The 23,802-nt window shown below is 56.4% G+C and carries 24 protein-coding genes; 17 read left to right on the top strand and 7 right to left on the bottom strand.

Features of this window, described 5'->3' with window-relative positions:
• Positions 1-21: 21 nt before the first annotated feature.
• From AFK62_RS11600 to ruvB, 4 genes are all read left to right on the top strand, one after another.
• Positions 22-762, top strand: coding sequence for a YebC/PmpR family DNA-binding transcriptional regulator (locus tag AFK62_RS11600; protein ID WP_007677940.1), 741 nt, complete (start codon positions 22-24; stop codon positions 760-762).
• A gap of 172 nt (positions 763-934) precedes the next feature.
• The gene (gene ruvC, locus AFK62_RS11595; RefSeq protein WP_007677938.1) at positions 935-1,456 is read left to right on the top strand and encodes a crossover junction endodeoxyribonuclease RuvC; all 522 of its coding nucleotides are present in this window, start codon (positions 935-937) and stop codon (positions 1,454-1,456) included.
• 144 nt (positions 1,457-1,600) lie between these two features.
• Positions 1,601-2,212 carry a Holliday junction branch migration protein RuvA gene (gene ruvA / locus AFK62_RS11590; RefSeq protein ID WP_007677936.1) on the top strand — a complete coding sequence of 204 codons (612 nt, stop codon included), beginning with the start codon at positions 1,601-1,603 and terminating at the stop codon, positions 2,210-2,212.
• Between the two features lie 8 nt (positions 2,213-2,220).
• Positions 2,221-3,231: a Holliday junction branch migration DNA helicase RuvB gene (ruvB, locus tag AFK62_RS11585; RefSeq protein WP_007677935.1), complete on the top strand. Its 1,011-nt coding sequence runs from the start codon at positions 2,221-2,223 to the stop codon at positions 3,229-3,231.
• A gap of 65 nt (positions 3,232-3,296) precedes the next feature.
• Here the strand turns inward: ruvB and znuB are convergent, their stop codons facing one another.
• The gene (gene znuB, locus AFK62_RS11580) at positions 3,297-4,082 is read right to left on the bottom strand and encodes a zinc ABC transporter permease subunit ZnuB (RefSeq protein ID WP_007677933.1); all 786 of its coding nucleotides are present in this window, start codon (positions 4,080-4,082) and stop codon (positions 3,297-3,299) included.
• Positions 4,079-4,834 carry a zinc ABC transporter ATP-binding protein ZnuC gene (gene znuC / locus AFK62_RS11575; protein WP_032984733.1) on the bottom strand — a complete coding sequence of 252 codons (756 nt, stop codon included), beginning with the start codon at positions 4,832-4,834 and terminating at the stop codon, positions 4,079-4,081. Before znuC ends, znuB begins: the two co-directional genes overlap by 4 nt.
• A 78-nt stretch (positions 4,835-4,912) precedes the next feature.
• Between znuC and znuA the strand changes: the two genes are divergently transcribed.
• The 3 genes from znuA to lpxM all read left to right on the top strand — a co-directional run bounded on the left by znuA (position 4,913) and on the right by lpxM (position 8,292).
• Positions 4,913-5,857 carry a zinc ABC transporter substrate-binding protein ZnuA gene (gene znuA, locus AFK62_RS11570; protein WP_007677928.1) on the top strand — a complete coding sequence of 315 codons (945 nt, stop codon included), beginning with the start codon at positions 4,913-4,915 and terminating at the stop codon, positions 5,855-5,857.
• A gap of 15 nt (positions 5,858-5,872) precedes the next feature.
• Positions 5,873-7,198: a murein DD-endopeptidase MepM gene (mepM, locus tag AFK62_RS11565; RefSeq protein WP_007677926.1), complete on the top strand. Its 1,326-nt coding sequence runs from the start codon at positions 5,873-5,875 to the stop codon at positions 7,196-7,198.
• Positions 7,199-7,323: 125 nt separating this feature from the next.
• Positions 7,324-8,292, top strand: coding sequence for a lauroyl-Kdo(2)-lipid IV(A) myristoyltransferase (lpxM, locus tag AFK62_RS11560; protein ID WP_053531920.1), 969 nt, complete (start codon positions 7,324-7,326; stop codon positions 8,290-8,292).
• Positions 8,293-8,359: 67 nt separating this feature from the next.
• Here lpxM and pyk read toward each other — a convergent pair whose 3' ends face one another.
• Complete coding sequence (gene pyk, locus AFK62_RS11555) at positions 8,360-9,802, bottom strand: pyruvate kinase (RefSeq protein WP_007677923.1); 1,443 nt, start codon at positions 9,800-9,802, stop codon at positions 8,360-8,362.
• A gap of 128 nt (positions 9,803-9,930) precedes the next feature.
• The gene (locus AFK62_RS11550; RefSeq protein WP_007677922.1) at positions 9,931-10,797 is read right to left on the bottom strand and encodes a MurR/RpiR family transcriptional regulator; all 867 of its coding nucleotides are present in this window, start codon (positions 10,795-10,797) and stop codon (positions 9,931-9,933) included.
• 353 nt (positions 10,798-11,150) lie between these two features.
• Between AFK62_RS11550 and zwf the strand changes: the two genes are divergently transcribed.
• From zwf to AFK62_RS11535, 3 genes are all read left to right on the top strand, one after another.
• A complete protein-coding gene (gene zwf / locus AFK62_RS11545) occupies positions 11,151-12,626 on the top strand; it encodes a glucose-6-phosphate dehydrogenase (protein ID WP_007677919.1) in 1,476 nt (491 codons plus the stop codon).
• 229 nt (positions 12,627-12,855) lie between these two features.
• Complete coding sequence (edd, locus tag AFK62_RS11540; protein ID WP_007677916.1) at positions 12,856-14,667, top strand: phosphogluconate dehydratase; 1,812 nt, start codon at positions 12,856-12,858, stop codon at positions 14,665-14,667.
• Positions 14,668-14,726: 59 nt separating this feature from the next.
• Positions 14,727-15,365: a bifunctional 4-hydroxy-2-oxoglutarate aldolase/2-dehydro-3-deoxy-phosphogluconate aldolase gene (locus tag AFK62_RS11535; protein ID WP_007677914.1), complete on the top strand. Its 639-nt coding sequence runs from the start codon at positions 14,727-14,729 to the stop codon at positions 15,363-15,365.
• Positions 15,366-15,414: 49 nt separating this feature from the next.
• Here AFK62_RS11535 and purT read toward each other — a convergent pair whose 3' ends face one another.
• Positions 15,415-16,593: a formate-dependent phosphoribosylglycinamide formyltransferase gene (purT, locus tag AFK62_RS11530; RefSeq protein ID WP_007677912.1), complete on the bottom strand. Its 1,179-nt coding sequence runs from the start codon at positions 16,591-16,593 to the stop codon at positions 15,415-15,417.
• A gap of 132 nt (positions 16,594-16,725) precedes the next feature.
• Between purT and AFK62_RS11525 the strand changes: the two genes are divergently transcribed.
• The 4 genes from AFK62_RS11525 to ptrB all read left to right on the top strand — a co-directional run bounded on the left by AFK62_RS11525 (position 16,726) and on the right by ptrB (position 20,751).
• Positions 16,726-17,094, top strand: coding sequence for a YebG family protein (locus AFK62_RS11525; protein WP_007677910.1), 369 nt, complete (start codon positions 16,726-16,728; stop codon positions 17,092-17,094).
• A gap of 350 nt (positions 17,095-17,444) precedes the next feature.
• A complete protein-coding gene (gene yebF, locus AFK62_RS11520) occupies positions 17,445-17,792 on the top strand; it encodes a protein YebF (RefSeq protein ID WP_053531919.1) in 348 nt (115 codons plus the stop codon).
• A gap of 122 nt (positions 17,793-17,914) precedes the next feature.
• Positions 17,915-18,598, top strand: coding sequence for a tellurite resistance TerB family protein (locus AFK62_RS11515; RefSeq protein ID WP_007668472.1), 684 nt, complete (start codon positions 17,915-17,917; stop codon positions 18,596-18,598).
• A gap of 89 nt (positions 18,599-18,687) precedes the next feature.
• Positions 18,688-20,751, top strand: coding sequence for an oligopeptidase B (gene ptrB / locus AFK62_RS11510; RefSeq protein WP_032984162.1), 2,064 nt, complete (start codon positions 18,688-18,690; stop codon positions 20,749-20,751).
• Here ptrB and exoX read toward each other — a convergent pair.
• Positions 20,748-21,410 (bottom strand): exodeoxyribonuclease X, encoded by a 663-nt coding sequence (gene exoX, locus AFK62_RS11505; protein ID WP_007668479.1) that lies wholly within the window; start codon positions 21,408-21,410, stop codon positions 20,748-20,750. The two genes, ptrB and exoX, sit on opposite strands and share 4 nt — an antisense overlap.
• Positions 21,411-21,482: 72 nt before the next feature.
• Positions 21,483-21,713, bottom strand: coding sequence for a DNA polymerase III subunit theta (locus AFK62_RS11500; RefSeq protein ID WP_007668481.1), 231 nt, complete (start codon positions 21,711-21,713; stop codon positions 21,483-21,485).
• A 146-nt stretch (positions 21,714-21,859) separates the two neighbouring features.
• Between AFK62_RS11500 and yobA the strand changes: the two genes are divergently transcribed.
• The 3 genes from yobA to AFK62_RS11485 are packed head-to-tail and all read left to right on the top strand — an operon-like array spanning position 21,860 to position 23,461.
• The gene (yobA, locus tag AFK62_RS11495) at positions 21,860-22,234 is read left to right on the top strand and encodes a CopC domain-containing protein YobA (protein WP_007668488.1); all 375 of its coding nucleotides are present in this window, start codon (positions 21,860-21,862) and stop codon (positions 22,232-22,234) included.
• 4 nt (positions 22,235-22,238) lie between these two features.
• Entirely contained in the window at positions 22,239-23,108 is an 870-nt protein-coding gene (copD, locus tag AFK62_RS11490; RefSeq protein WP_007668491.1) for a copper homeostasis membrane protein CopD, read from the top strand.
• 14 nt (positions 23,109-23,122) lie between these two features.
• Entirely contained in the window at positions 23,123-23,461 is a 339-nt protein-coding gene (locus AFK62_RS11485; protein WP_007668494.1) for a YebY family protein, read from the top strand.
• Positions 23,462-23,802 lie beyond the last annotated feature (341 nt).

Here is a 23,802-nt window from a genome sequence, read left to right as displayed (position 1 = left end):
GCGCTTTCTGGAGATATTTTTATGGCAGGTCATAGTAAATGGGCCAACACCAAACACCGCAAAGCGGCACAGGATGCCAAGCGCGGTAAAATCTTCACCAAAATTATTCGCGAGCTGGTCACGGCAGCGCGTCTGGGTGGCGGCGACGCGGGGTCTAACCCGCGTCTGCGTGCGGCTATCGATAAAGCGCTGTCTAACAACATGACGCGCGACACCCTGAACCGCGCTATCGCGCGCGGCGTTGGTGGTGACGACGACGCGAACATGGAAACGATTATTTATGAAGGTTACGGCCCGGGCGGCACTGCCGTGATGGTGGAATGCCTTTCCGATAACCGTAACCGTACCGTAGCGGAAGTGCGTCACGCCTTCAGCAAATGCGGCGGCAACCTCGGCACCGATGGCTCCGTGGCATACCTGTTTAGCAAGAAAGGGGTTATCTCTTTTGACGCAGGTGATGAAGACACCATCATGGAAGCGGCGCTGGAAGCGGGTGCAGAAGATGTCGTGACGTATGACGACGGCGCGATTGACGTCTATACCGCCTGGGAAGAGATGGGCGCGGTACGCGATGCCCTGGAAGCTGCAGGTCTGAAAGCCGATAACGCTGAAGTTTCCATGATCCCATCGACCAAAGCCGACATGGACGCGGAAACCGCACCGAAACTGCTGCGCCTTATCGATATGCTGGAAGACTGCGACGACGTGCAGGAGGTTTACCACAACGGTGAGATCTCCGACGAGGTGGCGGCCACGCTGTGATATCTATCCTCTTTCAGCCCGCAGACAGCGTTTTCAGCGCGGTGCCAGAGAGACGGATTTCTGCTCACGCCAGTCGCGTAGTGACGCTACGCGACTGGCGTTTTACTGAGCCGTCGCCTTTCGGCGAACGCAAACCTTCAACGTTTCATTTCTCGCTAACCGGAGACGTGCAATGAGCATTATTCTCGGCATCGACCCGGGGTCGCGCGTTACGGGGTATGGCGTCATCCGCCAGACCGGACGTCAGTTGACGTATCTCGGCAGCGGCTGCATTCGCACCAGCGTGACAGATTTGCCCTCCCGGCTGAAGCTCATCTACGCGGGCGTCAGCGAAATCATCACCCAGTTTCATCCTGACTACTTCGCGATAGAACAAGTATTTATGGCGAAGAATGCCGACTCGGCGCTCAAGCTCGGTCAGGCACGCGGAGCGGCGATTGTCGCAGCGGTCAATCACGACCTGCCGGTCTTTGAATACGCGGCGCGTCAGGTAAAACAAACGGTTGTCGGCATCGGCAGCGCCGAAAAAAGCCAGGTGCAACATATGGTGCGCACGCTGCTTAAGCTTTCCGCGAATCCCCAGGCGGATGCCGCGGATGCGCTGGCTATTGCGATTACCCATTGTCATGTCAGCCAGAACGCGATGCAGGTCAGCGAATCGCGTCTCAATCTGGCGCGCGGGCGTCTGCGGTAACCCGAAATCACGCTACCGCAGCGGTGCGAGGCGCCTCGCAACATGCGAATCCTCTTCGCGAAGGCAATATCTCGACTGGATATCTGTCCAGCTTTTTTTATATTATAGCCAGCAACTTTCTTAAGCCCCACGCAGGAGCGCAACGTGATAGGCAGACTCAGAGGCATCGTACTGGAAAAACAGCCCCCGCTGGTGTTACTGGAGGCGGGCGGCGTCGGTTATGAAATCCATATGCCGATGACCTGCTTTTATGAACTGCCGGAAACCGGTAAAGAAGCGGTGGTTTTCACCCATTTTGTAGTGCGTGAAGACGCGCAGTTACTGTTCGGCTTTAACAACAAACAAGAGCGCACGCTGTTTCGCGAGCTTATCAAAGTCAACGGCGTCGGGCCGAAGCTGGCGCTGGCTATTCTTTCTGGCATGTCCGCGCAGCAGTTTGTAAACGCCGTTGAGCGCGAAGAGCCAGCCGCGCTGGTGAAACTGCCTGGTATCGGTAAGAAAACCGCCGAGCGTCTGGTGGTCGAAATGAAGGACCGCTTTAAAGGTCTGCATGGCGATCTCTTCACGCCTGCAGCCGATCTGGTGCTGACCTCGCCTGCAAGCCCTGTGGTGGACGATGCCGAGGCGGAAGCCGTTGCCGCGCTGGTGTCGCTGGGTTATAAACCTCAGGAAGCCAGCCGTATGGTCAGTAAAGTCGCCCAGGCGGATGCGAGCAGCGAAACGCTGATTCGCGAAGCGCTGCGTGCGGCATTGTGAGGTAGAGGATGATTGAAGCAGATCGCCTGGTGGCGCCGGGCAGTGTCGTGGCGGAAGAGGTGGCCGATCGCGCCATTCGCCCAAAACTACTCGAAGAGTACATCGGGCAGCCGCAGGTGCGTTCCCAGATGGAAATCTTTATCCAGGCAGCGAAGCTGCGTGGCGACGCGCTCGATCATCTCCTGATATTCGGCCCGCCGGGGCTTGGGAAAACCACGCTCGCTAATATTGTTGCCAATGAAATGGGCGTCAATCTGCGCACCACCTCCGGGCCTGTGCTTGAAAAGGCAGGCGATCTGGCGGCGATGCTCACGAATCTTGAGCCACATGACGTGCTTTTTATTGATGAAATCCATCGGCTTTCACCCGTGGTGGAAGAGGTGCTCTACCCGGCGATGGAAGATTATCAGCTCGATATCATGATTGGCGAAGGCCCGGCAGCCCGTTCAATTAAAATCGATCTGCCACCCTTTACCCTGATTGGCGCCACCACGCGCGCCGGGTCGCTCACATCCCCCCTGCGCGACCGCTTTGGTATCGTGCAGCGCCTTGAGTTTTATCAAGTCGCCGATCTCCAGCACATCGTCAGCCGCAGCGCACGCCATATGGGGCTTGAGATGGATGGCGAGGCGTCGTTTGAAGTGGCGAAGCGCTCACGGGGTACGCCACGTATTGCGAACCGCTTACTGCGCCGTGTGCGCGATTTTGCCGAGGTGCGTCACGATGGCGTCATCAACCAGCACGTAGCGTCACAGGCGCTGGATATGCTGAATGTTGATGCCGAAGGCTTTGACTATATGGACCGCAAACTGTTGCTGGCAGTCATCGATAAATTCTTCGGTGGGCCGGTAGGGCTTGATAACCTCGCGGCGGCGATTGGGGAAGAGCGCGAAACCATCGAAGATGTACTCGAGCCTTTCTTGATCCAGCAGGGATTTTTACAGCGCACGCCGCGCGGGCGCATGGCGACGACGCGGGCGTGGAACCACTTCGGTATTACGCCGCCTCAGATGCCGTAAATAAGAAAAGCGCCCCAGGGCGCTTTTCTTAGCTGATGGCTTACGCGATGCGTCACCCGGTGCTATTACGCGGGCGGGCGCCTGGTCATACTAAGAATAAATAGCAGCGCGGCGCAAAGCACGACGGACGGGCCAGCGGGTGTATCGTAAAAGGCGGAAAACGTCAGGCCGCCGGTTACTGCCACTATGCCGAGCACCACTGCAATGCCCGCCATCTGTTCTGGCGTGCGGGCAAAGCGGCGTGCGGTCGCAGCCGGAATAATAAGCAGCGAGGTGATAATCAGCGCACCCACAAACTTCATTGCGACGCCGATGGTCAACGCGGTCACCATCATCAACAGGATTTTGACGCGCTGTAAGCGCACGCCGTCCACAAAGGCGAGGTCGGGGCTGATAGTCATCGACAGCAAATTACGCCACTGCCAGAACAGAACGCCAAGCACAACCACCACGCCAAGCCCTACAGAGAGCAGATCGGTAGGCGTAACGGCCAGCAGATCGCCAAACAGATACGCCATCAGGTCAACACGGATATTGCCCATCAGGCTCACGACCACGAGCCCCAGTGAGAGCGCACTGTGCGCCATGATCCCAAGCAGCGTGTCGATAGCCAGATGCGGGCGCTTTTCAAGCCATACCAGCCCACCTGCCAGCAGTAGGGTCACGACAATCACTGCATAAAATGGATTTACATCCAGCAGCAGCCCAAAGGCGACGCCCAGCAGCGAGGCGTGCGCAAGCGTATCGCCAAAGTATGACATCCGACGCCAGACCACGAACGAGCCTAACGGGCCAGCCGCGCAGGCCAGCAGTATACCGGCCAGCCAGCCGGGAAGCAGAAGTTCAATCATAACGAGCCATTTCCCTTGCGCAGAATAATCCGTCCTTGCAGATCGTGACGGTGGTTATGGTGATGACGGTAAATTCCCAGCTGTTCTGCGCCACGCGGGCCAAACATCGAGATAAATTCGGGGTGAGTGGAGACGATTTCTGGTGCGCCCGAGCAACAGATATGGTGATTCAGGCACAAAACCTCGTCGGTTTTAGCCATCACCAGATGAAGATCGTGCGATACCATCAGCACGCCGCAGTCGAGCTCCTGGCGCAGCTGATTGATTAAATCATACAGGGCTACCTGGCCGTTAACATCTACGCCCTGGGTCGGCTCGTCGAGCACCAGCAGTTGCGGCTGGTTGAGCAGGGCGCGGGCCAGTAATACGCGCTGGGTCTCGCCGCCGGAGAGTTTTTGCATCGGAGCGTCAATAAGATGCCCGGCCTGCACACGTTTGAGGGCGGGCAGGATGTCAGCCTTACGGGTAGCAGGGCGCAGACGCAGGAAGCGGCTCACCGTCAGCGGAAGCGTGGAATCCAGATGAAGCTTTTGCGGCACATAACCGATGCGCAGGTTACGTTCACGCTTGATATCCCCCTCATCGGGTGCTACCAGTCCAAGCACCACCCTTACAAGGGTCGACTTACCGGCTCCATTGGGGCCGAGAAGTGTCAGGATACGCCCACTCTTGAGCGTTAAAGAAATGTCAGATAAAACGCGGCGTTGCCCAAAGGAGACGCTAACGTTCTGAAGCGATACAAGATTCGTCATGGCAAATTAGTGATTGCAGAAGTTATCGAATGTTATAATATCACACTTCCAACATTCATCACGATGATAAGTCGCAATATGTTACATAAAAATACGCTTCTTTGCGCTGCGCTCGGCGCAGCAATCATGGGTGGCGCTGTAAGCAGCGCGCAGGCCGCCGTTGTCGCTTCGATAAAACCCGTAGGTTTTATCACCTCCGCTATCGCCGATGGCGTCCTGCCAACGGAAGTTTTGCTACCGGATGGCGCTTCAGAGCATGACTATGCACTGCGTCCTTCCGATGTAAAACGCTTGCAGAAAGCGGATTTAGTGGTCTGGATCGGCCCCGATATGGAAGCATTCATGGATAAATCAGTGAAAGCGCTTCCGTCACAAAAAAATCTGGCGCTAAGTGAACTTGCCGCCGTCAAACCGCAGCTGATGAAAGGCGCTGATGACGACGATGACGACCACCACGATCATGCGCATCATGGCGAAGAAAGTGACGAACATCACCATCATGGCGATTATAACATGCACATCTGGCTGTCGCCGGAAATCGCCCGGGCATCGGCGGTTGCAATCCACGAAAAATTAGTGGAACTTATGCCGCAAAGCAAAGCCAAACTGGACGCCAACCTCCAGCGCTTCGAGGCCGAACTGGCCCGGACAGACAAACAGGTGGCGAACGAGCTGGCACCGCTGAAAGGGAAAGGATACTTCGTTTTTCATGACGCCTACGGCTACTACGAAAAACATTACGGCCTGACATCACTCGGCCATTTTACCGTGAATCCCGAAATCCAGCCCGGTGCGCAGCGTTTACATGAAATAAGAACACAGTTGGTTGAGCAAAAAGCCGAGTGCGTTTTTGCTGAGCCACAGTTCAGGCCAGCGGTGATTGAAGCCGTTGCCAGGGGTACGAAAGTCCGTATGGGAACACTCGACCCGCTGGGAACGTCTGTCAGCCTGGGTAAGGACAGCTACATGCAGTTCCTGACTCAGTTATCTAACCAATATGCCAGCTGCCTGAAAGGAGATTAACGAGGAAGTGGATACGTGCAACAGATAGCCCGCTCTGTCGCCCTGGCATTTAACAACCTGCCACGACCCCATCGCGTTATGCTGGGGTCTCTTACAGTTCTCACTCTCGCGGTCGCCGTCTGGCGACCGTACATTTACCACCCCGAATCAGCGCCTATCGTTAAAACCATTGAACTGCAAAAGAGCGAAATCCGTTCTCTTCTGCCTGAGGCGAGCGAGCCTATCGATCAGGCTGCACCGGAAGATGATGAAGCCATTCCGCAGGATGAACTTGACGATAAAACCGCGGGCGAAGCCGGGGTGCATGAATATGTTGTTTCCACTGGCGATACCTTAAGCAGCGTGCTGAATCAGTATGGTATCGACATGGGAGATATCAGCCAGCTTGCCTCAGTCGATAAAGACTTGCGTAACCTGAAAATCGGCCAGCAGATCTCCTGGACGCTCACCGACAGCGGCGAATTACAGCGCCTGACCTGGGAGATGTCACGCCGCGAAACCCGTACGTATGACCGCACCCCCGCAGGCGGCTTTAAAATGAGCAGCGAAGTGCAGCAGGGCGACTGGGTCAACAACGTCATTAAAGGCACCGTTGGCGGAAGCTTTGTTGCAAGCGCCAAAGATGCCGGGCTCACCAGCTCCGAAATCAGCGCGGTCATTAAAGCGATGCAGTGGCAGATGGACTTCCGTAAGCTGAAAAAAGGCGATGCGTTTTCTGTGCTGATGTCGCGTGAAATGCTCGATGGTAAACGTGAACAGAGTCAGTTGCTGGGCGTGCGCCTGCGCTCCGCCGGTAAAGACTATTTCGCGATTCGTGCAGAAGACGGCAAATTCTACGACCGTAACGGCTCAGGGCTTGCGAAGGGGTTCCTGCGCTTCCCGACGTCGCGTCAGTTCCGCGTATCTTCTAACTTTAACCCGCGTCGCCTGAATCCGGTGACCGGGCGTGTCGCGCCGCATAAAGGCGTCGATTTCGCTATGCCGCAAGGTACGCCAGTACTGGCGGTGGGGGACGGCGAAGTGGTAATGGCGAAGCGTAGCGGGGCGGCAGGCTATTACGTGGCAATCCGTCACGGGCGTACTTATACCACCCGTTATATGCACCTGAAAAAACTGCTGGTGAAACCCGGGCAGAAAGTGAAACGCGGCGATCGCATCGCGCTTTCCGGCAACACGGGCCGTTCCACTGGCCCGCACCTGCACTATGAAATCTGGATAAACCAGCAGGCGGTCAACCCGCTGACGGCGAAGCTGCCGCGCTCCGAAGGTCTGACCGGTTCGGACCGTCGCGATTACCTGGCGCAGGTCAAAGAGGTGGTGCCGCAGTTGTCGCTTGATTAAAAGTGCTGCACTTAACAGCCGGTGCCTTCGCGCGCCGGCTTTTTATTTTGTCTGACGGCCTTTGCGCCGCTAAACTCCTTCATTATTTTCTCTTTTGATTACCTGGCTCTGGCCTGAGAACCGTCATGGAAACAAAAAAAACAAACAGTGAATACATTCCAACCTTTGAACGCGCGTTTTTGCATCCTCGCTACTGGGGCTCCTGGCTGGGCGTTGGTGCTTTCGCCGCGATGGCGATGATACCGCCCGCTCTTCGCGATCCTCTGCTTGGCAAAATAGGGCGGCTGGCGGGTCGCTTTGGCAAAAGTGCCCGTCGTCGCGCACGTATTAACCTGTTTTACTGCTTCCCGGAATTATCAGAAGCCCAGCGTGAAGCGATCATCGACAACATGTTCGCGACGGCGCCGCAGTCGATGGTCTTCATGGCCGAACTGGCCCTGCGTGGACCTGAAAAAGTGCTGAGCCGCGTCGACTGGCACGGAGAAGCCATTATTAATGAGCTTCTTGAAAGCAAAGAAAGCGTGATCCTTCTGGTGCCCCATGGCTGGGGCGTGGATATTCCGGCCATGCTGCTGGCCTCGCGCGGCGTTCATGTCGCCGCGATGTTTCACCATCAGGGAAACCGCGTGCTGGATTACGTCTGGAATAAAGTGCGTCTGCGCTTTGGCGGCCGCCTGCATGCCCGTCAGGATGGCATCAAACCTTTTATTAAATCGGTACGCGATGGTTTCTGGGGCTACTATCTTCCGGATGAAGATCACGGCCCGGAGCAGAGCGAATTTGTCGATTTCTTCGCAACCTATAAAGCGACGCTGCCCGCCGTTGGTCGCCTGATGAAAGTCTGTCGCGCGCGAGTGATCCCCCTGTTCCCTGTCTATAACGGCGAAACGCACCGTTTAGACGTGCTGATTCGCCCGCCGATGGATGACCTGATTGACGCCGATGACGTAACGCTGGCACGTCGTATGAACGAAGAAGTGGAGCATTTCGTCGGCCCTCATCCGGAGCAATACGCGTGGATCCTGAAGCTTTTGAAAACGCGGAAAGAAGGCGAGAAAGAGCCGTATCGCCGCAAGGATTTGTACCCGAAATAAAAAAGCCGCTCACAGGAGCGGCCTTGGGGTAATGAATGAAAAGGGGCGAAGGCCCCTTTTTTTACGCTTAATCGACAGTTAACACGCGGGTGGTGTTGGTGCTGCCAGTAGTGCCCATCATATCGCCCTGGGTCACAATAACCAGATCGCCGGTCACCAGATACCCTTTGTCGCGCAGCAGATTTACGGCATCCTGTGCCGCCGCCACGCCGTCGTTGGCGCTGTCGAAATAGACCGGCGTGACACCGCGATATAGCGCAGTGAGGTTCAGGGTGCGCTCATGGCGGGACATCGCGAAAATCGGCAAACCGGAACTGATACGAGACGTCATCAGCGCGGTACGGCCTGATTCGGTCATAGTGATAATCGCGCTGACGCCTTTCAGATGGTTCGCGGCGTACATAGCCGACATCGCGATCGCTTCTTCAACGTTATCAAACTCCACATCCAGACGGTGTTTGGAGACGTTGATGCTTGGGATCTTCTCAGCACCGAGACAAACGCGTGCCATGGCGGATACCGTTTCAGCCGGGTACTGACCCGCAGCGGTTTCTGCTGAGAGCATCACGGCATCGGTACCATCCAGAACGGCGTTCGCCACGTCCATGACTTCGGCGCGGGTCGGCATTGGGTTGGTGATCATCGACTCCATCATCTGGGTCGCGGTGATGACGGCACGATTCAGCTTACGAGCACGACGAATGAGGGTTTTCTGAATGCCGACCAGCTCCGGATCACCGATTTCAACACCCAGATCGCCACGGGCGACCATCACGACGTCAGACGCCAGAATGATGTCATCCATCGCTTCATTGCTGCTTACCGCTTCGGCGCGCTCGACTTTGGCGCAGATTTTCGCGTCACAGCCAGCATCACGCGCCAGACGGCGGGCATAATTGAGATCTTCACCGCAGCGCGGGAAGGAGACCGCCAGGTAATCTACGCCGATTTTTGCGGCGGTGATGATATCCGCTTTATCTTTTTCCGTCAGCGCTTCGGCTGACAGGCCGCCGCCCAGCTTGTTAATACCTTTGTTATTAGACAGCGGGCCGCCTACGGTCACTTCTGTGAAGACTTTCATGCCCTGCACTTCAAGCACTTTCAGCTGTACGCGGCCATCATCCAGCAGCAGGATATCGCCTGGCACGACATCTGCCGGCAGGCCTTTATAATCGATACCGACTTTTTCTTTATCGCCTTCGCCTTTGCCGAGATTGGCGTCCAGCAGGAATTTATCGCCGATATTTAAGAAAACTTTGCCTTCTTTGAAGGTGGAGACGCGGATTTTCGGCCCTTGCAGGTCGCCCAGAATAGCGACGTGACGCCCCAGTTTGGCCGCGATCTCACGGACTTTGTCAGCGCGAAGCTGGTGATCTTCCGGCGTCCCGTGCGAGAAGTTCATACGTACTACGTTTGCGCCGGCGGCGATAATTTTTTCCAGGTTATTATCGCGGTCAGTAGCCGGGCCTAACGTGGTAACGATTTTGGTTCTGCGAAGCCGTCTGGACATGTATTACTCCGTTGACTGAAACAACTTTGGTGTTGCGTGAACATAAATTCGGCGCGCTGGCCTGTTTCGAAAGAGACACAAACCATAACCGAATGGCTTTATAAGTTACAACTTTGTTATCAAAATGCTTACTGGTCGTCAGAAACCAGTAAGGTCTTATCAAAACGCGATTCCTTGAGCGCTTCTTTGACTCGCTTCAAGTTATCCCGGAATTTTGCGCCCCGGCGCAACGTAAAACCGGTCGCCAGGACGTCAATGACGGTAAGTTGCGCAAGCCGTGACACCATCGGCATATAAATGTCGGTGTCTTCCGGCACGTCGAGCAGCAGGGCGAGACTCGCTTCGCGGGCGAGCGGCGAGCCGCGTGTGGTAATGGCAAGCACCATCGCGTCGTTTTCGCGGGCAAGACGCGCCAGTTCGACCAGGCTTTTGGTGCGGCCAGTGTGGGAAATCAGCACGACAACATCGTCGGCCGCGCCGTTCATACAACTCATGCGCTGCACTACAATGTCCTCGGAATAGACAACGGGCACGTTAAAGCGGAAAAATTTGTTCATGGCGTCATGCGCCACCGCGGCCGATGAACCCAGGCCGAAAAAGGCGATTTTCTTCGCCTGTGTGAGCATATCTACCGCGCGGTTGACCGTCGCCATATCCAGCGACTGGCGTACATGATCGAGGCTTGCCATCGCGGATTCGAAAATCTTGCTGGTATACGCTTCAACACTATCATCTTCATCAACGTTACGATTGACATACGGCGTACCGTTGGCGAGGCTCTGGGCAAGGTGCAGCTTAAAATCGGGGAAGCCTTTGGTATCAAGGCTGCGACAGAATCGGTTAACGGTGGGTTCGCTGACGCCTGCCACGCTTGCGAGCGTGGCGATACTCGAATGGATGGCCTCGGAGGGCGACGCCAGTATCACTTCGGCGACTTTGCGTTCAGATTTGCTCAGATGTTCCAGTTGTGACTGGATTTTTTCCAGCATGTTCATTGCTAACATGAGACCTGCAGACAAAGTAATTTCACACGATTGGGAAACTACGATTAGTTTTATCAAGAATATACTCCTGATAGTACAGGTACGGGCCGGTACCCACAGACAATGTTGTTGTTTTTTTTCATAACATGATCGCGGTCTGATTTTGTTATGGCGACAGCGGCGCAAAAAGCGTCAGCCGTGCGCAACGGCCCAATTTTTCAGCGATTATTGCGGCGGGCGGTGCTTTCGTGACCGGCGCCATACGCTTAGGAGTATCCTGAAAGACGTAAAAGCAGTAGAGTGCAGTGTAAGAAAATTACAATGATGACCTGTCCCGACAGGTATTCCGAAACGAGGAGAAAGACATGGCGGTAACGCAAACAGCGCAGGCGTGCGACCTGGTGATTTTCGGCGCCAAAGGCGATCTGGCGCGCCGAAAACTGTTGCCTTCCCTGTATCAGCTGGAAAAAGCGGGGCAAATTCACCCTGATACCCGCATTCTTGGGGTTGGCCGCGCGGACTGGGATAAAAAAGCCTATACCAAAGTCGTCCGTGAAGCGCTTGAAACCTTCATGAAAGAGAAAATCGACGAAGCCCTGTGGGATACCTTAAGCGGCCGCCTCGATTTTTGTAATCTGGACGTGAACGACACCGCCGCATTTACCCGTCTTGGCGACATGCTGGATCAAGAAAACCGCGTCACCATTAACTACTTCGCAATGCCGCCAAGCACGTTCGGCGCGATTTGCGACGGTCTGGGGGCGGCGAAACTCAACGCCAAGCCCGCGCGCGTTGTGATGGAAAAACCGCTGGGTACGTCGCTTGAAACTTCCCGAGAAATCAACGACCAGGTCGGTAAATATTTTGAAGAGTGCCAGGTATATCGCATCGACCATTACCTCGGTAAAGAGACGGTGCTCAACCTGCTGGCGCTGCGTTTTGCCAACTCGCTTTTCGTCAACAACTGGGACAACCGCACTATCGACCACGTGGAAATTACCGTGGCGGAAGAAGTGGGTATTGAAGGCCGCTGGGGATATTTCGATCAGGCCGGCCAGATGCGCGACATGATCCAGAACCACCTGCTGCAAATTCTTTGCATGATAGCGATGTCACCGCCATCAGATCTGACCGCTGACAGCATTCGCGATGAAAAAGTGAAAGTGCTGAAATCCCTGCGTCGCATCGATCGCACTAACGTGCGTGAGAAAACCGTTCGCGGCCAGTACACCGCGGGTTTTGCGCAGGGTAAAAAAGTGCCTGGTTACCTGGAAGAAGAGGGCGCTAACAAAACCAGCCATACCGAAACCTTCGTCGCGATTCGTGTTGATATCGACAACTGGCGCTGGGCGGGCGTGCCGTTCTATCTGCGCACCGGCAAACGTCTGCCGACGAAATGCTCGGAAGTCGTGGTCTATTTCAAAAATCCGGAACTGAACCTCTTTAAAGAGTCCTGGCAGGAACTGCCACAGAATAAGCTGACTATTCGTCTGCAGCCGGATGAAGGCGTGGATATCCAGGTGCTCAACAAAGTGCCGGGTCTTGATCACAAGCATAACCTTCAGACGACCAAGCTTGATCTGAGCTATTCCGAAACCTTTAACGAAAGCCACCTGGCGGATGCTTACGAGCGCCTGCTGCTGGAAACCATGCGCGGCATTCAGGCGCTGTTTGTGCGTCGCGATGAAGTGGAAGAAGCGTGGAAATGGGTGGATTCCATCACCGAAGCGTGGGCGGCGGACAACGATGCGCCGAAGCCATATCAGGCTGGCACATGGGGGCCTGTTGCATCAGTCGCCATGATTACCCGCGACGGCCGTTCCTGGAACGAGTTCGAATAAACGCGAAAGAGGATGGCTGTTACTTTACCGGTAACATGATCCGGAACACGAGTTGTGTAAAAAATTCCATTTTCAAGCCCCGCCTGGATTCACCAGCGGGGCTTTTTTCATTACACTGGCTGAAGCGATTTTGCTCCTGTGAGGCGCGGCTGGCGCGTATACGGCAAAACCTTCTGTTGTTGCGCAACGCAAAACAGGCGGCCTCAGCAGAAAATGAAGAGGAATTTTTATGCATCCAAAATTGTTACGGGTAACAAAACGTATCACCGAACGTTCCCGCGCGACGCGTGAAGCGTATCTGGCGCGCATTGAAGAGGCGAAAAGCCAGACCGTCCATCGCGCAAGCCTTGCCTGCGGTAACCTGGCTCACGGTTTCGCCGCGTGCCAGCCGGATGATAAAGCGGCGCTGAAAAGCATGCTGCGTAACAATATCGGCATCATCACCTCCTATAACGACATGCTCTCCGCACATCAGCCTTATGAAAACTACCCGCAGCAGATCCGGGACGCGCTGCATAGCGTCGGCGCGGTGGCGCAGGTCGCAGGCGGCGTACCGGCAATGTGTGATGGCGTGACGCAAGGCCAGGACGGCATGGAACTGTCGCTGCTGAGCCGGGAAGTGATTGCCATGTCAGCCGCGGTCGGCCTGTCTCATAACATGTTCGACGGCGCGCTGTATCTGGGCGTATGCGACAAAATCGTGCCGGGGCTGGTGATGGCTGCGCTTTCATTCGGCCATCTGCCGGGCGTCTTTATTCCGTCCGGTCCGATGTCGAGTGGTTTGCCGAATAAAGAGAAGGTGCGTATTCGCCAGCTTTACGCTGAAGGGAAAGTTGATCGCGCCGCGCTGCTGGAATCAGAAGCGGCGTCTTATCACGAACCGGGCACCTGTACGTTCTACGGCACCGCCAATACCAACCAGATGGTGATCGAATTTATGGGGATGCAACTGCCAGGCTCCTCGTTTGTGCACCCGGACGCGCCGCTGCGCCACGCGCTGACCGCCGCCGCCGCACGCCAGGTCACGCGGCTTACCGGCAATGGCAATGACTGGATGCCGCTTGGCAGACTGGTTGACGAAAAAGTCGTTGTGAACGGTATTGTGGCACTGCTCGCTACAGGCGGGTCGACCAACCACACCATGCATCTGGTGGCGATGGCGCGCGCAGCCGGCATCATCATCAACTGGGACGATTTCTCCGAGCTCTCCGAAGCGGTGCCGCTGCTGGCGCGTCTCTACCCGAACGGCCCGGCGGATATTAACCACTTCCAGGCTGCAGGCGGCGTGCCGGTACTGATGCGCGAACTGCTGAAAGGCGGGCTGCTGCATGAAGATGTTAACACCGTGGCGGGCTTTGGCCTGACGCGCTACACCCAGGAGCCGTGGCTCAATAACGGCGAACTCGCCTGGCGCGACGGGGCTGCAGCATCGCTGGATGATGCCATCATCGCCACGGTCGACAAGCCGTTCTCACAGCACGGCGGCACCAAAGTGCTGAGCGGTAACCTTGGTCGCGCGGTCATGAAAACCTCCGCCGTGCCGGTCGAAAACCAGGTGGTAGAAGCGCCAGCCGTGGTTTTCGAGAGCCAGCATGACGTGTTGCCGGCGTTCGAGGCCGGGCTGCTGGACCGCGACTGCGTGGTGGTTGTGCGCCATCAGGGGCCAAAAGCGAACGGTATGCCAGAATTACATAAACTTATGCCACCGCTTGGTGTATTATTGGACCGCTGTTTCAAAATTGCATTGGTCACGGATGGTCGCCTCTCTGGCGCGTCGGGAAAAGTGCCGTCAGCCATTCACGTCACGCCGGAAGCCTACGACGGCGGATTGCTTGCGAAAGTGCGCGATGGCGACATTATCCGCGTAAACGGCCAGACCGGTGAACTGACGCTGCTGGTGGACGACGCGACGCTTTCACAACGCGAGGCTTTCCACCCGGATCTCAGCGCACAGCGCGTGGGAACGGGGCGCGAGCTCTTCGGCGCACTGCGTGAAAAACTGTCCGGGGCAGAGCAGGGCGCGACCTGCATCGACTTTTAATTATTGGTGCGCAGGCGTGCACCACACCCTCTTATAAAAATGGCGGGAGAGATCCACAGATGAAAAACTGGAAAACGAGTGCCGAACAGATCCTGAAAAGCGGTCCGGTCGTGCCGGTTATTGTGATTAACAAGCTGGAGCATGCGGTCCCGATGGCAAAAGCGCTACTGGCAGGCGGCGTACGCGTGCTGGAAGTGACGCTGCGTACCCCGTGCGCAATGGACGCTATCCGTGCGATTGCGAAAGAAGTGCCGGACGCTATTATCGGCGCGGGCACCGTGCTGAACGCAGAGCAGCTTAAAGAAGTCACGGAAGCGGGTGCGCAGTTTGCGATTAGCCCGGGCCTGACCGAGCCGCTGCTGAAAGCGGCAACGGAAGGTTCTATCCCGCTTATCCCGGGTATCAGCACCGTTTCTGAACTGATGCTGGGTATGGATTACGGCCTGAAAGAATTCAAATTCTTCCCGGCGGAAGCCAACGGCGGCACGAAAGCGCTGCAGGCGATTGCAGGTCCGTTCTCTCAGGTGCGTTTCTGCCCGACCGGCGGTATCTCACCGGCCAACTACCGTGATTACCTGGCACTGAAAAGCGTGCTGTGCATCGGCGGCTCCTGGCTGGTACCGGCAGACGCGATGGAAGCCGGCGACTGGGATCGCATCACGAAACTTGCTCGCGAAGCGGTTGAAGGCGCGCAGTAAGTTTTTACGCAAAGCGATAAAAGGCGCCGCCCGTGAGCGGCGCTTTTTTTTAGCCTTTCACCGTGACGCTGGCGGCAGACGCTTTTGCGCGCGCAACGGCATCCTCGATGGTCTCGCCAGTGGCGAGCGCCACTCCCAGACGACGCGAGCCGTCGATTTCCGGCTTGCCGAACAGCCGCAGTTGCAACCCTGCGCCAAGCGCACCGGAAATCCCGGCAAACTTCACGTCATCGCTTTTAAGCGTCGGCAGGATAACCGCCGAGGCCGCCGGACCATACTGGCGAATGTCGCCCACCGGCAGGCCGAGAAAGGCGCGTACATGCAGGGCAAACTCTGAGAGATCTTGCGAGATAAGCGTCACCATACCGGTATCGTGCGGACGCGGAGAGACTTCGCTGAATACCACTTCGTCGCCGCAAACAAACAACTCCACACCGAACACGCCGTAACCGCCGAGCGCCTGCACAACGTTCCGGGCGATGTCCTGAGCGCGGGCCAGCGCCACATCGCTCATGTGCTGCGGCTGCCAGGATTCACGGTAGTCGCCCTCTTCCTGACGATGACCGACAGGCGCGCAGAAATGTACACCGTCTGACGCGCTTACGGTCAACAGCGTGATTTCAAAATCAAACTTCACGACACCTTCGATAATGACTTTGCCCGCGCCCGCGCGTCCACCCTGCTGGGCATACTGCCAGGCGGCGTCGAGCGCATCGAGGCTGCGAACAAAGCTCTGGCCCTTACCCGAAGAACTCATCACGGGCTTCACGATGCAGGGCAGGCCGATGTGTGCGACGGCTTCGCGAAACTGCGTTTCGTTATCAGCAAATCGATAGGGGGAGGTGGGCAAGCCCAGCTCTTCGGCGGCGAGGCGGCGAATGCCTTCGCGGTTCATGGTCAGGCGTGCGGCACGGGCGGTTGGCACCACGCGCTGGCCCTGCTGTTCAAGCTCGACCAGCGCGTCGGTGGCGATGGCTTCGATCTCCGGCACGATAAAATCAGGCATCTCTTGTGCGACCAGATTTTTCAGCGCGGCGCCGTCGAGCATATTGATGACATGACTGCGGTGCGCCACCTGCATGGCCGGCGCATCGGCATAGCGATCAACGGCGATCACTTCGATTCCCAGGCGCTGACACTCAATCGCGACTTCTTTTCCCAGTTCCCCTGAACCAAGCAACATAACGCGGGTTGCTGACGGACGCAGAGCGGTTCCTAACATTGCCATAGCTGCATTCCTGCTGTGTGAAATTCTGGCGGCAGTATATACGAAAACGTTTGCTTTGCGCAGTGTGTGCCATTTGCATTCCATGAAAAACGGCGGTATACTGTATATAAATACAGTAACGGGAGTTGCAACATGGCGGTAGAAATTAAATACGTCGTAATCCGTGAGGGTGTGGAAAAAATGTCATTTGCCAGTAAAAAGGAAGCCGACGCCTGGGACAAAATGCTCGATTTAGCGGAGGCCCTGGAAGGTTGGCTTGCGCAGTCGCCGGTTGAACTGGCGGAAGGCCAGACAGAGAAGCTGGCACTGTGGATGGCCGAGCAGAAAGACAACCTCAGCACGATCGTGCGCACCGGGCGTCTGCCGCAGGAAACCAGCGAGCAAACCGATGGCGAGGCAAAACCTGCACAGGACGAACCCGCTGAAAGTGACGAACACGCAGAGGGTGAAGAGGGCGCTGTTGCGCTGCACACCGCGCGTAAACGCACAAAAGCGGCGTAATCACGTCCTTCGCTGTGCCGCTGACGGCAGTATCGTCAGCGGCGCGGTTTTTTGCGGCTTTACGGCGCGCTGTTGTCACGTTTCTTGTTGCCCTGTTTTGTCGTCGTATTTCCTGCGATTTCCCCCTGATGCTGGGCGGCTTTGCCATGTACGTTTCGCGTGTGGTTTCGCGTGTGGTTTTGCGCGTACAGTCCATGCGCGCTCCATTGCTTTACCTGGTCTGAAGGTTGTTCTTTCGGGCCTTCGTCATTTCCCTGTCCTGCTATTAACCTTTCATTTTGTGGGGTTCGCTTGCGCTTCGCTGGTTTTGTACCAGACTTTTTTCATCACCCCGTCTTCGGAGAAGCACGATGAAAAAAACAGCAGGAGCCCTGATTTCCTTTGCATTACTTGCCGCTACCGCCACCGCGCATGCAGACGATCCGCGTCAGGTGCATTTCCCGACCTGTGAGGGCATGACGGCAGAGGGCATTGTCGCAAGCGTCAAGCGCGACTATCTGCAAAACCGTATTGTCAAATGGGCTGACGATCAGAAAACGCTCGGTCAGGCCGATCCGGTTGCCTGGATCAACAGCAAAGCGATCGTCGGTAAAGACGATAAGTGGACAGTGCCACTCACCGTCCGCGGCAAAAATACAGATATTCATTATCAGGTGACGGTCGACTGCAAGAAAGGCCTTGCCCACTACCAGCATTAATCTTCCTGCGGCGCGCTCGCCCATCGGCGTGCCGCGTCTTTTCCCTTCCTTGCGGTTCCCGACACATCTTGACGTCTGCTCGCTTACGCTTGGGTTATCACTTATCCGTGCGGAGGAACAGAATGAGCAACTGGTTGACACAACTTCAGTCAATGTTAGGGCAGAGTGGCGCCGGGTCGTCAGGCAGTGCGGGGGGAATACAGGATGCCCTGCGCTCCAAAGGGCTCAGTAAGTTGATCACTCCCGGCGCGCTGGGCGGGCTGGCTGGTCTTTTGGTCGCCAGCAAATCTTCACGCAAGTTGCTCGCGAAATATGGCGGCGGCGCGCTGCTGGTAGGCGGCGGCGCAGTGGCCGGTACCGTTCTCTGGAATAAGTACAAAGATAAAATCCGCGCCGCGCACCAGGACGAGCCGCAATATGGGCAACAGGCGACGCCTGTCGATCGCCGCGCCGAGCGGTTGATTCTGGCGCTGGTGTTTGCCGCCAAAAGCGACGGGCATATTGATGACCAGGAGCGCGCGGCGATTGAGCGACAGTTACAGGAAGCCGGCATTGAAGAGCAGGGCCGCGTGCTGGTCGAGCAGGCGATTAATCAGCCACTCGACCCGATGCGCCTTGCCGCTGATGTGAAAAACGAAGAAGAAGCGCTGGAGCTTTATTTTCTCAGCTGTGCGGCGATTGATATCGACCACTTTATGGAGCGTAGCTACCTGCAGGCACTCGGCGATGCCCTGAAAATCCCGCAGGAAGTCCGTGAAGAGATTGAGCGCGACATCCAGCAGGAGAAAAAAGCGCTGCCAGGATAAGCAGATAATGCGTTAAAGAGGCATGTTTCGCTTGCAACGCGCGCGGGTTTTGCCACCCTTACAGGGTGTTAAACAAAAAGAACAGCGACATGCCACCGAAAGCGAAACCGATTCCTTATGCCATCACACAGCATGGCGATACCCGCATCGACAACTATTACTGGTTGCGGGACGATACACGCTCGCAGCCGGACGTGCTGGATTACCTGCACCAGGAAAACGACTACGGCCGTCGCGTGATGTCCACGCAAAAAGCGCTTGAAGAGCGGCTGCTTGGGGAGATGGTCAGCCGTATTCCCCCGCGCGATGTCTCCGCGCCCTACGTGAAAAATGGCTATCGCTACCGGCAGATTTACGATACCGGCTGCGAGTACGCCATCTATCAACGGCAGTCGATCATCCAGAGCGAGTGGGATGAGTGGGATGTCCTGCTGGACGGCAACAAACGCGCTGCCCATAGCGAGTTCTATACGCTCGGCGGCATGGATATTGCGCCAGATAATAGCGTTATGGCAGTGGCGGAAGATTTTCTCTCCCGCCGTCAGTATGGTCTGCGTTTTCGTAATCAGGAAACTGGCCAGTGGTATCCCGAAGTGCTGGAGAATGTGTCCGCAAGTTTCGTCTGGGCCAATGACTCGCGCACGCTCTATTACGTTCGTAAACATCCCGTCACGCTGCTGCCGTATCAGATCTGGCGGCATACACTCGACACCAGCGCTGAAGAGGATGAACTGGTTTATGAAGAGAAAGATGAAACGTTCTACGTCAGTCTATATAAAACGACGTCGCAGAATTTCATTCTTATTTTCCTAGGCAGCGCCACTACCACAGAAGTGCTGCTGGTAAACGCCGACCTGGCCGACGCGCCGCCGTTAAGTTTTTTAGCGCGTCGCAAAGATCACGAATACAGCATCGATCATTTCCAGCATATGTTTTACATCCGCTCCAATCGCGCCGGTAAAAACTTTGGGCTGTACCGCAGCCGTGTGCGTGATGAAGCTCGCTGGGAGGAGATTATTCCTCCGCGCGAGCAGGTGATGCTGGAGGGCTTTACGCTTTTCGCCGACTGGCTGGTTGTAGAAGAGCGCCAGCGCGGTCTCACGAGCCTGCGCCAGATTAACCGCAAAACGCACGAGTCTGTCGGTATCGCCTTTGACGATCCGGCGTATGTCACCTGGGTTGCCTATAACCCGGAGCCGGAAACGTGCAAACTGCGTTACGGCTACTCCTCAATGACGATGCCTGACACGTTGTTTGAGCTGAACATGGAAACCGGCGAGCGTCGCGTCCTTAAGCAGACTGACGTGGCGGGTTTTGAGGCCAGCAATTACAGCAGCGAACATATCTGGATCACTGCGCGCGACGGCGTCGAAGTGCCGGTGTCGCTGGTTTACCATAAAGATCATTTCCGCGAAGGCAAAAACCCGCTGCTGGTTTACGGCTACGGCTCTTACGGCACCTGTATCGACGCCGATTTCAGCGCAAGCCGCCTGAGCCTGCTCGATCGCGGGTTCGTCTATGCTATCGCCCACGTGCGCGGCGGCGGCGAGCTGGGTCAGCAGTGGTATGAAGAAGGCAAATTCCTCAAGAAGAAAAATACCTTTAATGACTATCTGGATGTTTGCGACGCGCTGCTGGCGCTGCGCTACGGCGATCCGGCCTCTCTCTTCGGCATGGGCGGCAGCGCAGGCGGCATGTTGATGGGCACAGCAATAAATGAACGTCCGGAACTCTTTCGCGGCGTGATAGCTCAGGTGCCGTTTGTCGATGTCGTCACGACCATGCTTGATGAATCTATCCCGCTCACGACCGGGGAATTTGAAGAATGGGGCAATCCCGCCGATAAGGACTACTACTTCTATATGAAGAGCTATAGCCCTTATGACTGCGTGCGCGCGCAGCGTTACCCGCATTTGCTGGTGACTACCGGTCTGCACGATTCGCAGGTGCAGTACTGGGAACCGGCAAAATGGGTGGCGAAGCTGCGTGAGCTGAAAACCGACGACAACCTGTTGCTACTCTGTACCGATATGGATTCAGGACACGGCGGGAAATCGGGGCGCTTTAAATCTTACGAAGGGGTGGCAATGGAGTATGCGTTTCTGATTGGGCTGGCCCAGGGGACGCTGCCGCCGGGCCCGTTGCCGGATTAATCGTTATCCAGGTAGTGCTTTAACGTCAGGCGCAAATCAGGATTGAGTTGCTTGACGTTATTGAGCATCCAGCGCAAATATCCCGGGTCTCGCCCGGCTATCTCTGCTACCGGCTCACCGCGATATTTGCCGAATGGCAGGGTGGCAATGAGCTGCGGGCGACCGGTGATATTCACCATCTCTTCTGGCGTCCAGCCGGACACCTTCATGATTTCAAGCAGCAGCGCTGCCGTGATGTAGCAGTCAAACAGCGCGCGGTGATGATGCAGATCCGGCGGCGTCTCCACTTGTAACTTCAGCGATTTATACAACCCCATATTACTGTAGCGAATGCCAGGCCACAGGCGACGCGCGAGCTTCACGGTGCAGATCCACTCGCCAGGCATTTCTGGCAGCACTTTGCGATCGAAGCTGGCATTATGCGCCACGTACCACGGGCTACCGTGATAGCGCGGGATCACCTCTTCAATGTAGGGTTTATCGGCGACCATCGCCTCGGTGATTTTGTGTATAGCCATCGCCTGATGGCTGATAGGGCGATCAGGGCGCACCAGATCGCTCATCGGGTTCACTATCGCACCGTCGATAATGTCCACCGACGCCACTTCGACAACGCCGCCCTGCAGGCCGCAGGTTTCGGTATCAATAATTCGTAGCATACGCGCTCCGCCGGAAGGAAAAACAGACGCCCGCCGTTGTCAGTGTATGACTGGCGGGCGGGGCAGAAAGCCTTATTTAATTTTAGGCTCGTAAGGCAGGCGAGAGAGATTGACGGACGCCAGGCGATGCGCGATAAGACGCTCGCGAAACCAGTCGCGCAAATGTTCAGGTTGTTCGCGCTCTACGGCTTCGGCAATCACCGGCATATTGTAGCGCTCTTTAAAAGCCACGCCGGAGGCCGCCAGATCGACGTTCACTTTATCCATCTCTTCCTGGGGAAGCTGGGCAAGGTTCTGGTTCATGGTGTGCTCCTGTTAATCGCCGAGAAGGTACTGCGCCGCGCGCCGGATGACAAGTCTTATGTAGCGGGATGTGCCTTCCCGGCTCGACTTGCCATCAGCGCAGGGGTATTCTTGCGCCTGATTTATAATAAAAAGGAATGATTCATATGGCACTCTTCGCCGCACGTTTTTGCCGTTCGCTGGTGCTCACCGCTGCCGTCATGACCGCGCCGGGCGTATGGGCCCATGCGCATCTTAAAGTACAGCAGCCTGCCGCGAACGCGACCATCGCGACCGCGCCCGAGGCGCTGACGTTAACCTTTTCCGAAGGCATTGAGCCTGCATTCAGCGGCGTAACGCTGACCGGCCCGGAGGGCAAAACCATCAATACCGGTGCAGTGAAACGCGCGCCGAACGATGATAAACAACTGGTGGCCCCCCTTGACGCGCCGCTGGCCAGTGGTGAGTACCAGGTTCAGTGGCACGTGGTGTCGGTGGACGGACATAAAACCAAAGGCAGCTATCGCTTTCGCGTGAAGTAACGCCGTGCTTGAGTGGAGTTATGTCGCGCTGCGTTTCGCGCATGTCACTGCGCTGATGCTTGGCGCAGGCGGGGCGCTTTTTTCAGCCTTGCTGGCGCCCGGTGCGCTGGCGCTGGCGTTAACACAGCGGCTGCAAAGCTTGTGGCGCGTGGCGGCAGTGGTCGCGGCGTTCAGCGCGGTGGCGATTTTCGCCGCACAAGCGGGATTGATGGGCGACGGTGCGGCAGATAGCCTGCGCCCTGACATCTGGCGGGCGATGTTATCGACGCGCTTTGGCGCCGTCTGGCTGTGGCAAATCCTGCTGGCACTCGCGACGCTGCCGTGGGTTTTGCTGGCACCGGCGCGCGCGCGAGGGCTGCTTGCGCTCCTGTGCGCGCAACTGATTTTACTCGCAGGCGTCGGGCATGGCGCGATGCATGAAGGGCTTATCGGCGCGTTACAGCGTCTGTGTTACGCGCTGCATGTAGTGTGCGCCGCCTGGTGGTTCGGCGGTCTTGTTCCGTTACTGATGGTGATGCGGCTGGCACAAGACGCCTCATGGTGCGGGCAGGCTATTACGACCATGATGCGTTTTTCACGTACCGGGCATTTTGCCGTAGCGGGCGTTATCGCGACGGGCCTCGTTAACAGCGGACTCATCCTCGGCGCAGCATGGCCCCTCGACAGCGGCTATGTACGGATGCTGACGTTTAAAATCGCCCTGGTGGCGGTGATGGTGGCGATGGCGCTGGTAAACCGCTATGTTCTGGTGCCGAAATTTTCACGTCAGGCTTCGGCGCAGCGCCGTTTTATCCTGATGACAAAACTGGAGGTGGCGCTCGGGGCGCTGGTGCTGTTAAGCGTCAGCCTGTTTGCCACCTGGGAACCTTTTTAACTGGTGAGAAGAAAATGAAGAAATCGCTGCTTGCGCTGCTGATGCTCTCCTGTTCCGGCATGGCCCTTGCTGCGCCGCAGATTATCACGGTCAGCCGCTATGAAATGGGTAAAGACAAATGGGCGTTTAACCGGGAAGAGGTCATGCTCGCCTGCCGCCCGGGCGACGCGCTGTTTGCGATAAACCCAAGCACGCTGATGCAATATCCGCTGAACGATATTGCAGAAAAACAGCTGGCGCAGGGTAAAGTGACCGCGCAGCCGATTACTGTCATCCAGATTGACGATCCGGCGCATCCCGGCCAGAAGATGAGTCTCGCGCCGTTTATCGAGCGCGCACAAAAGCTCTGCTAATTTCCATCCAGACATAAAAAAACCGCAACGTGTAGCAATATACGTTGCGGTTTTTCTTTTTTGGGACGTTCTGGCCGCTTTTTACCGCGAGTTTTGGCGCGGACTGGAAAAGCTGCTGTCGTCATCTATTCTTAAAAGGCAAGGCGACTGAGCCTGCATTAATGCCAACTTTTAGCGCACGGCTCTCTCCCAAGAGCCATTTCCCTGGACCGAATACAGGAATCGTATTCGGTCTTTTTTTGTCCTGGGGAAGGGCAGCGTCTAATCCATAACTTCCGCTTTTCCTTCCTCACTAAACCATAACACAGGCTGCGGTATAAACGTCCAGGCTTTTTTATCAG

This window comes from Cronobacter condimenti 1330, from assembly GCF_001277255.1.
GTDB classification, from domain to species: domain Bacteria; phylum Pseudomonadota; class Gammaproteobacteria; order Enterobacterales; family Enterobacteriaceae; genus Cronobacter; species Cronobacter condimenti.
The sequence above is the reverse complement of the archived record's forward strand: the minus strand, read 5'-3'. Positions and strand labels throughout refer to the sequence as shown.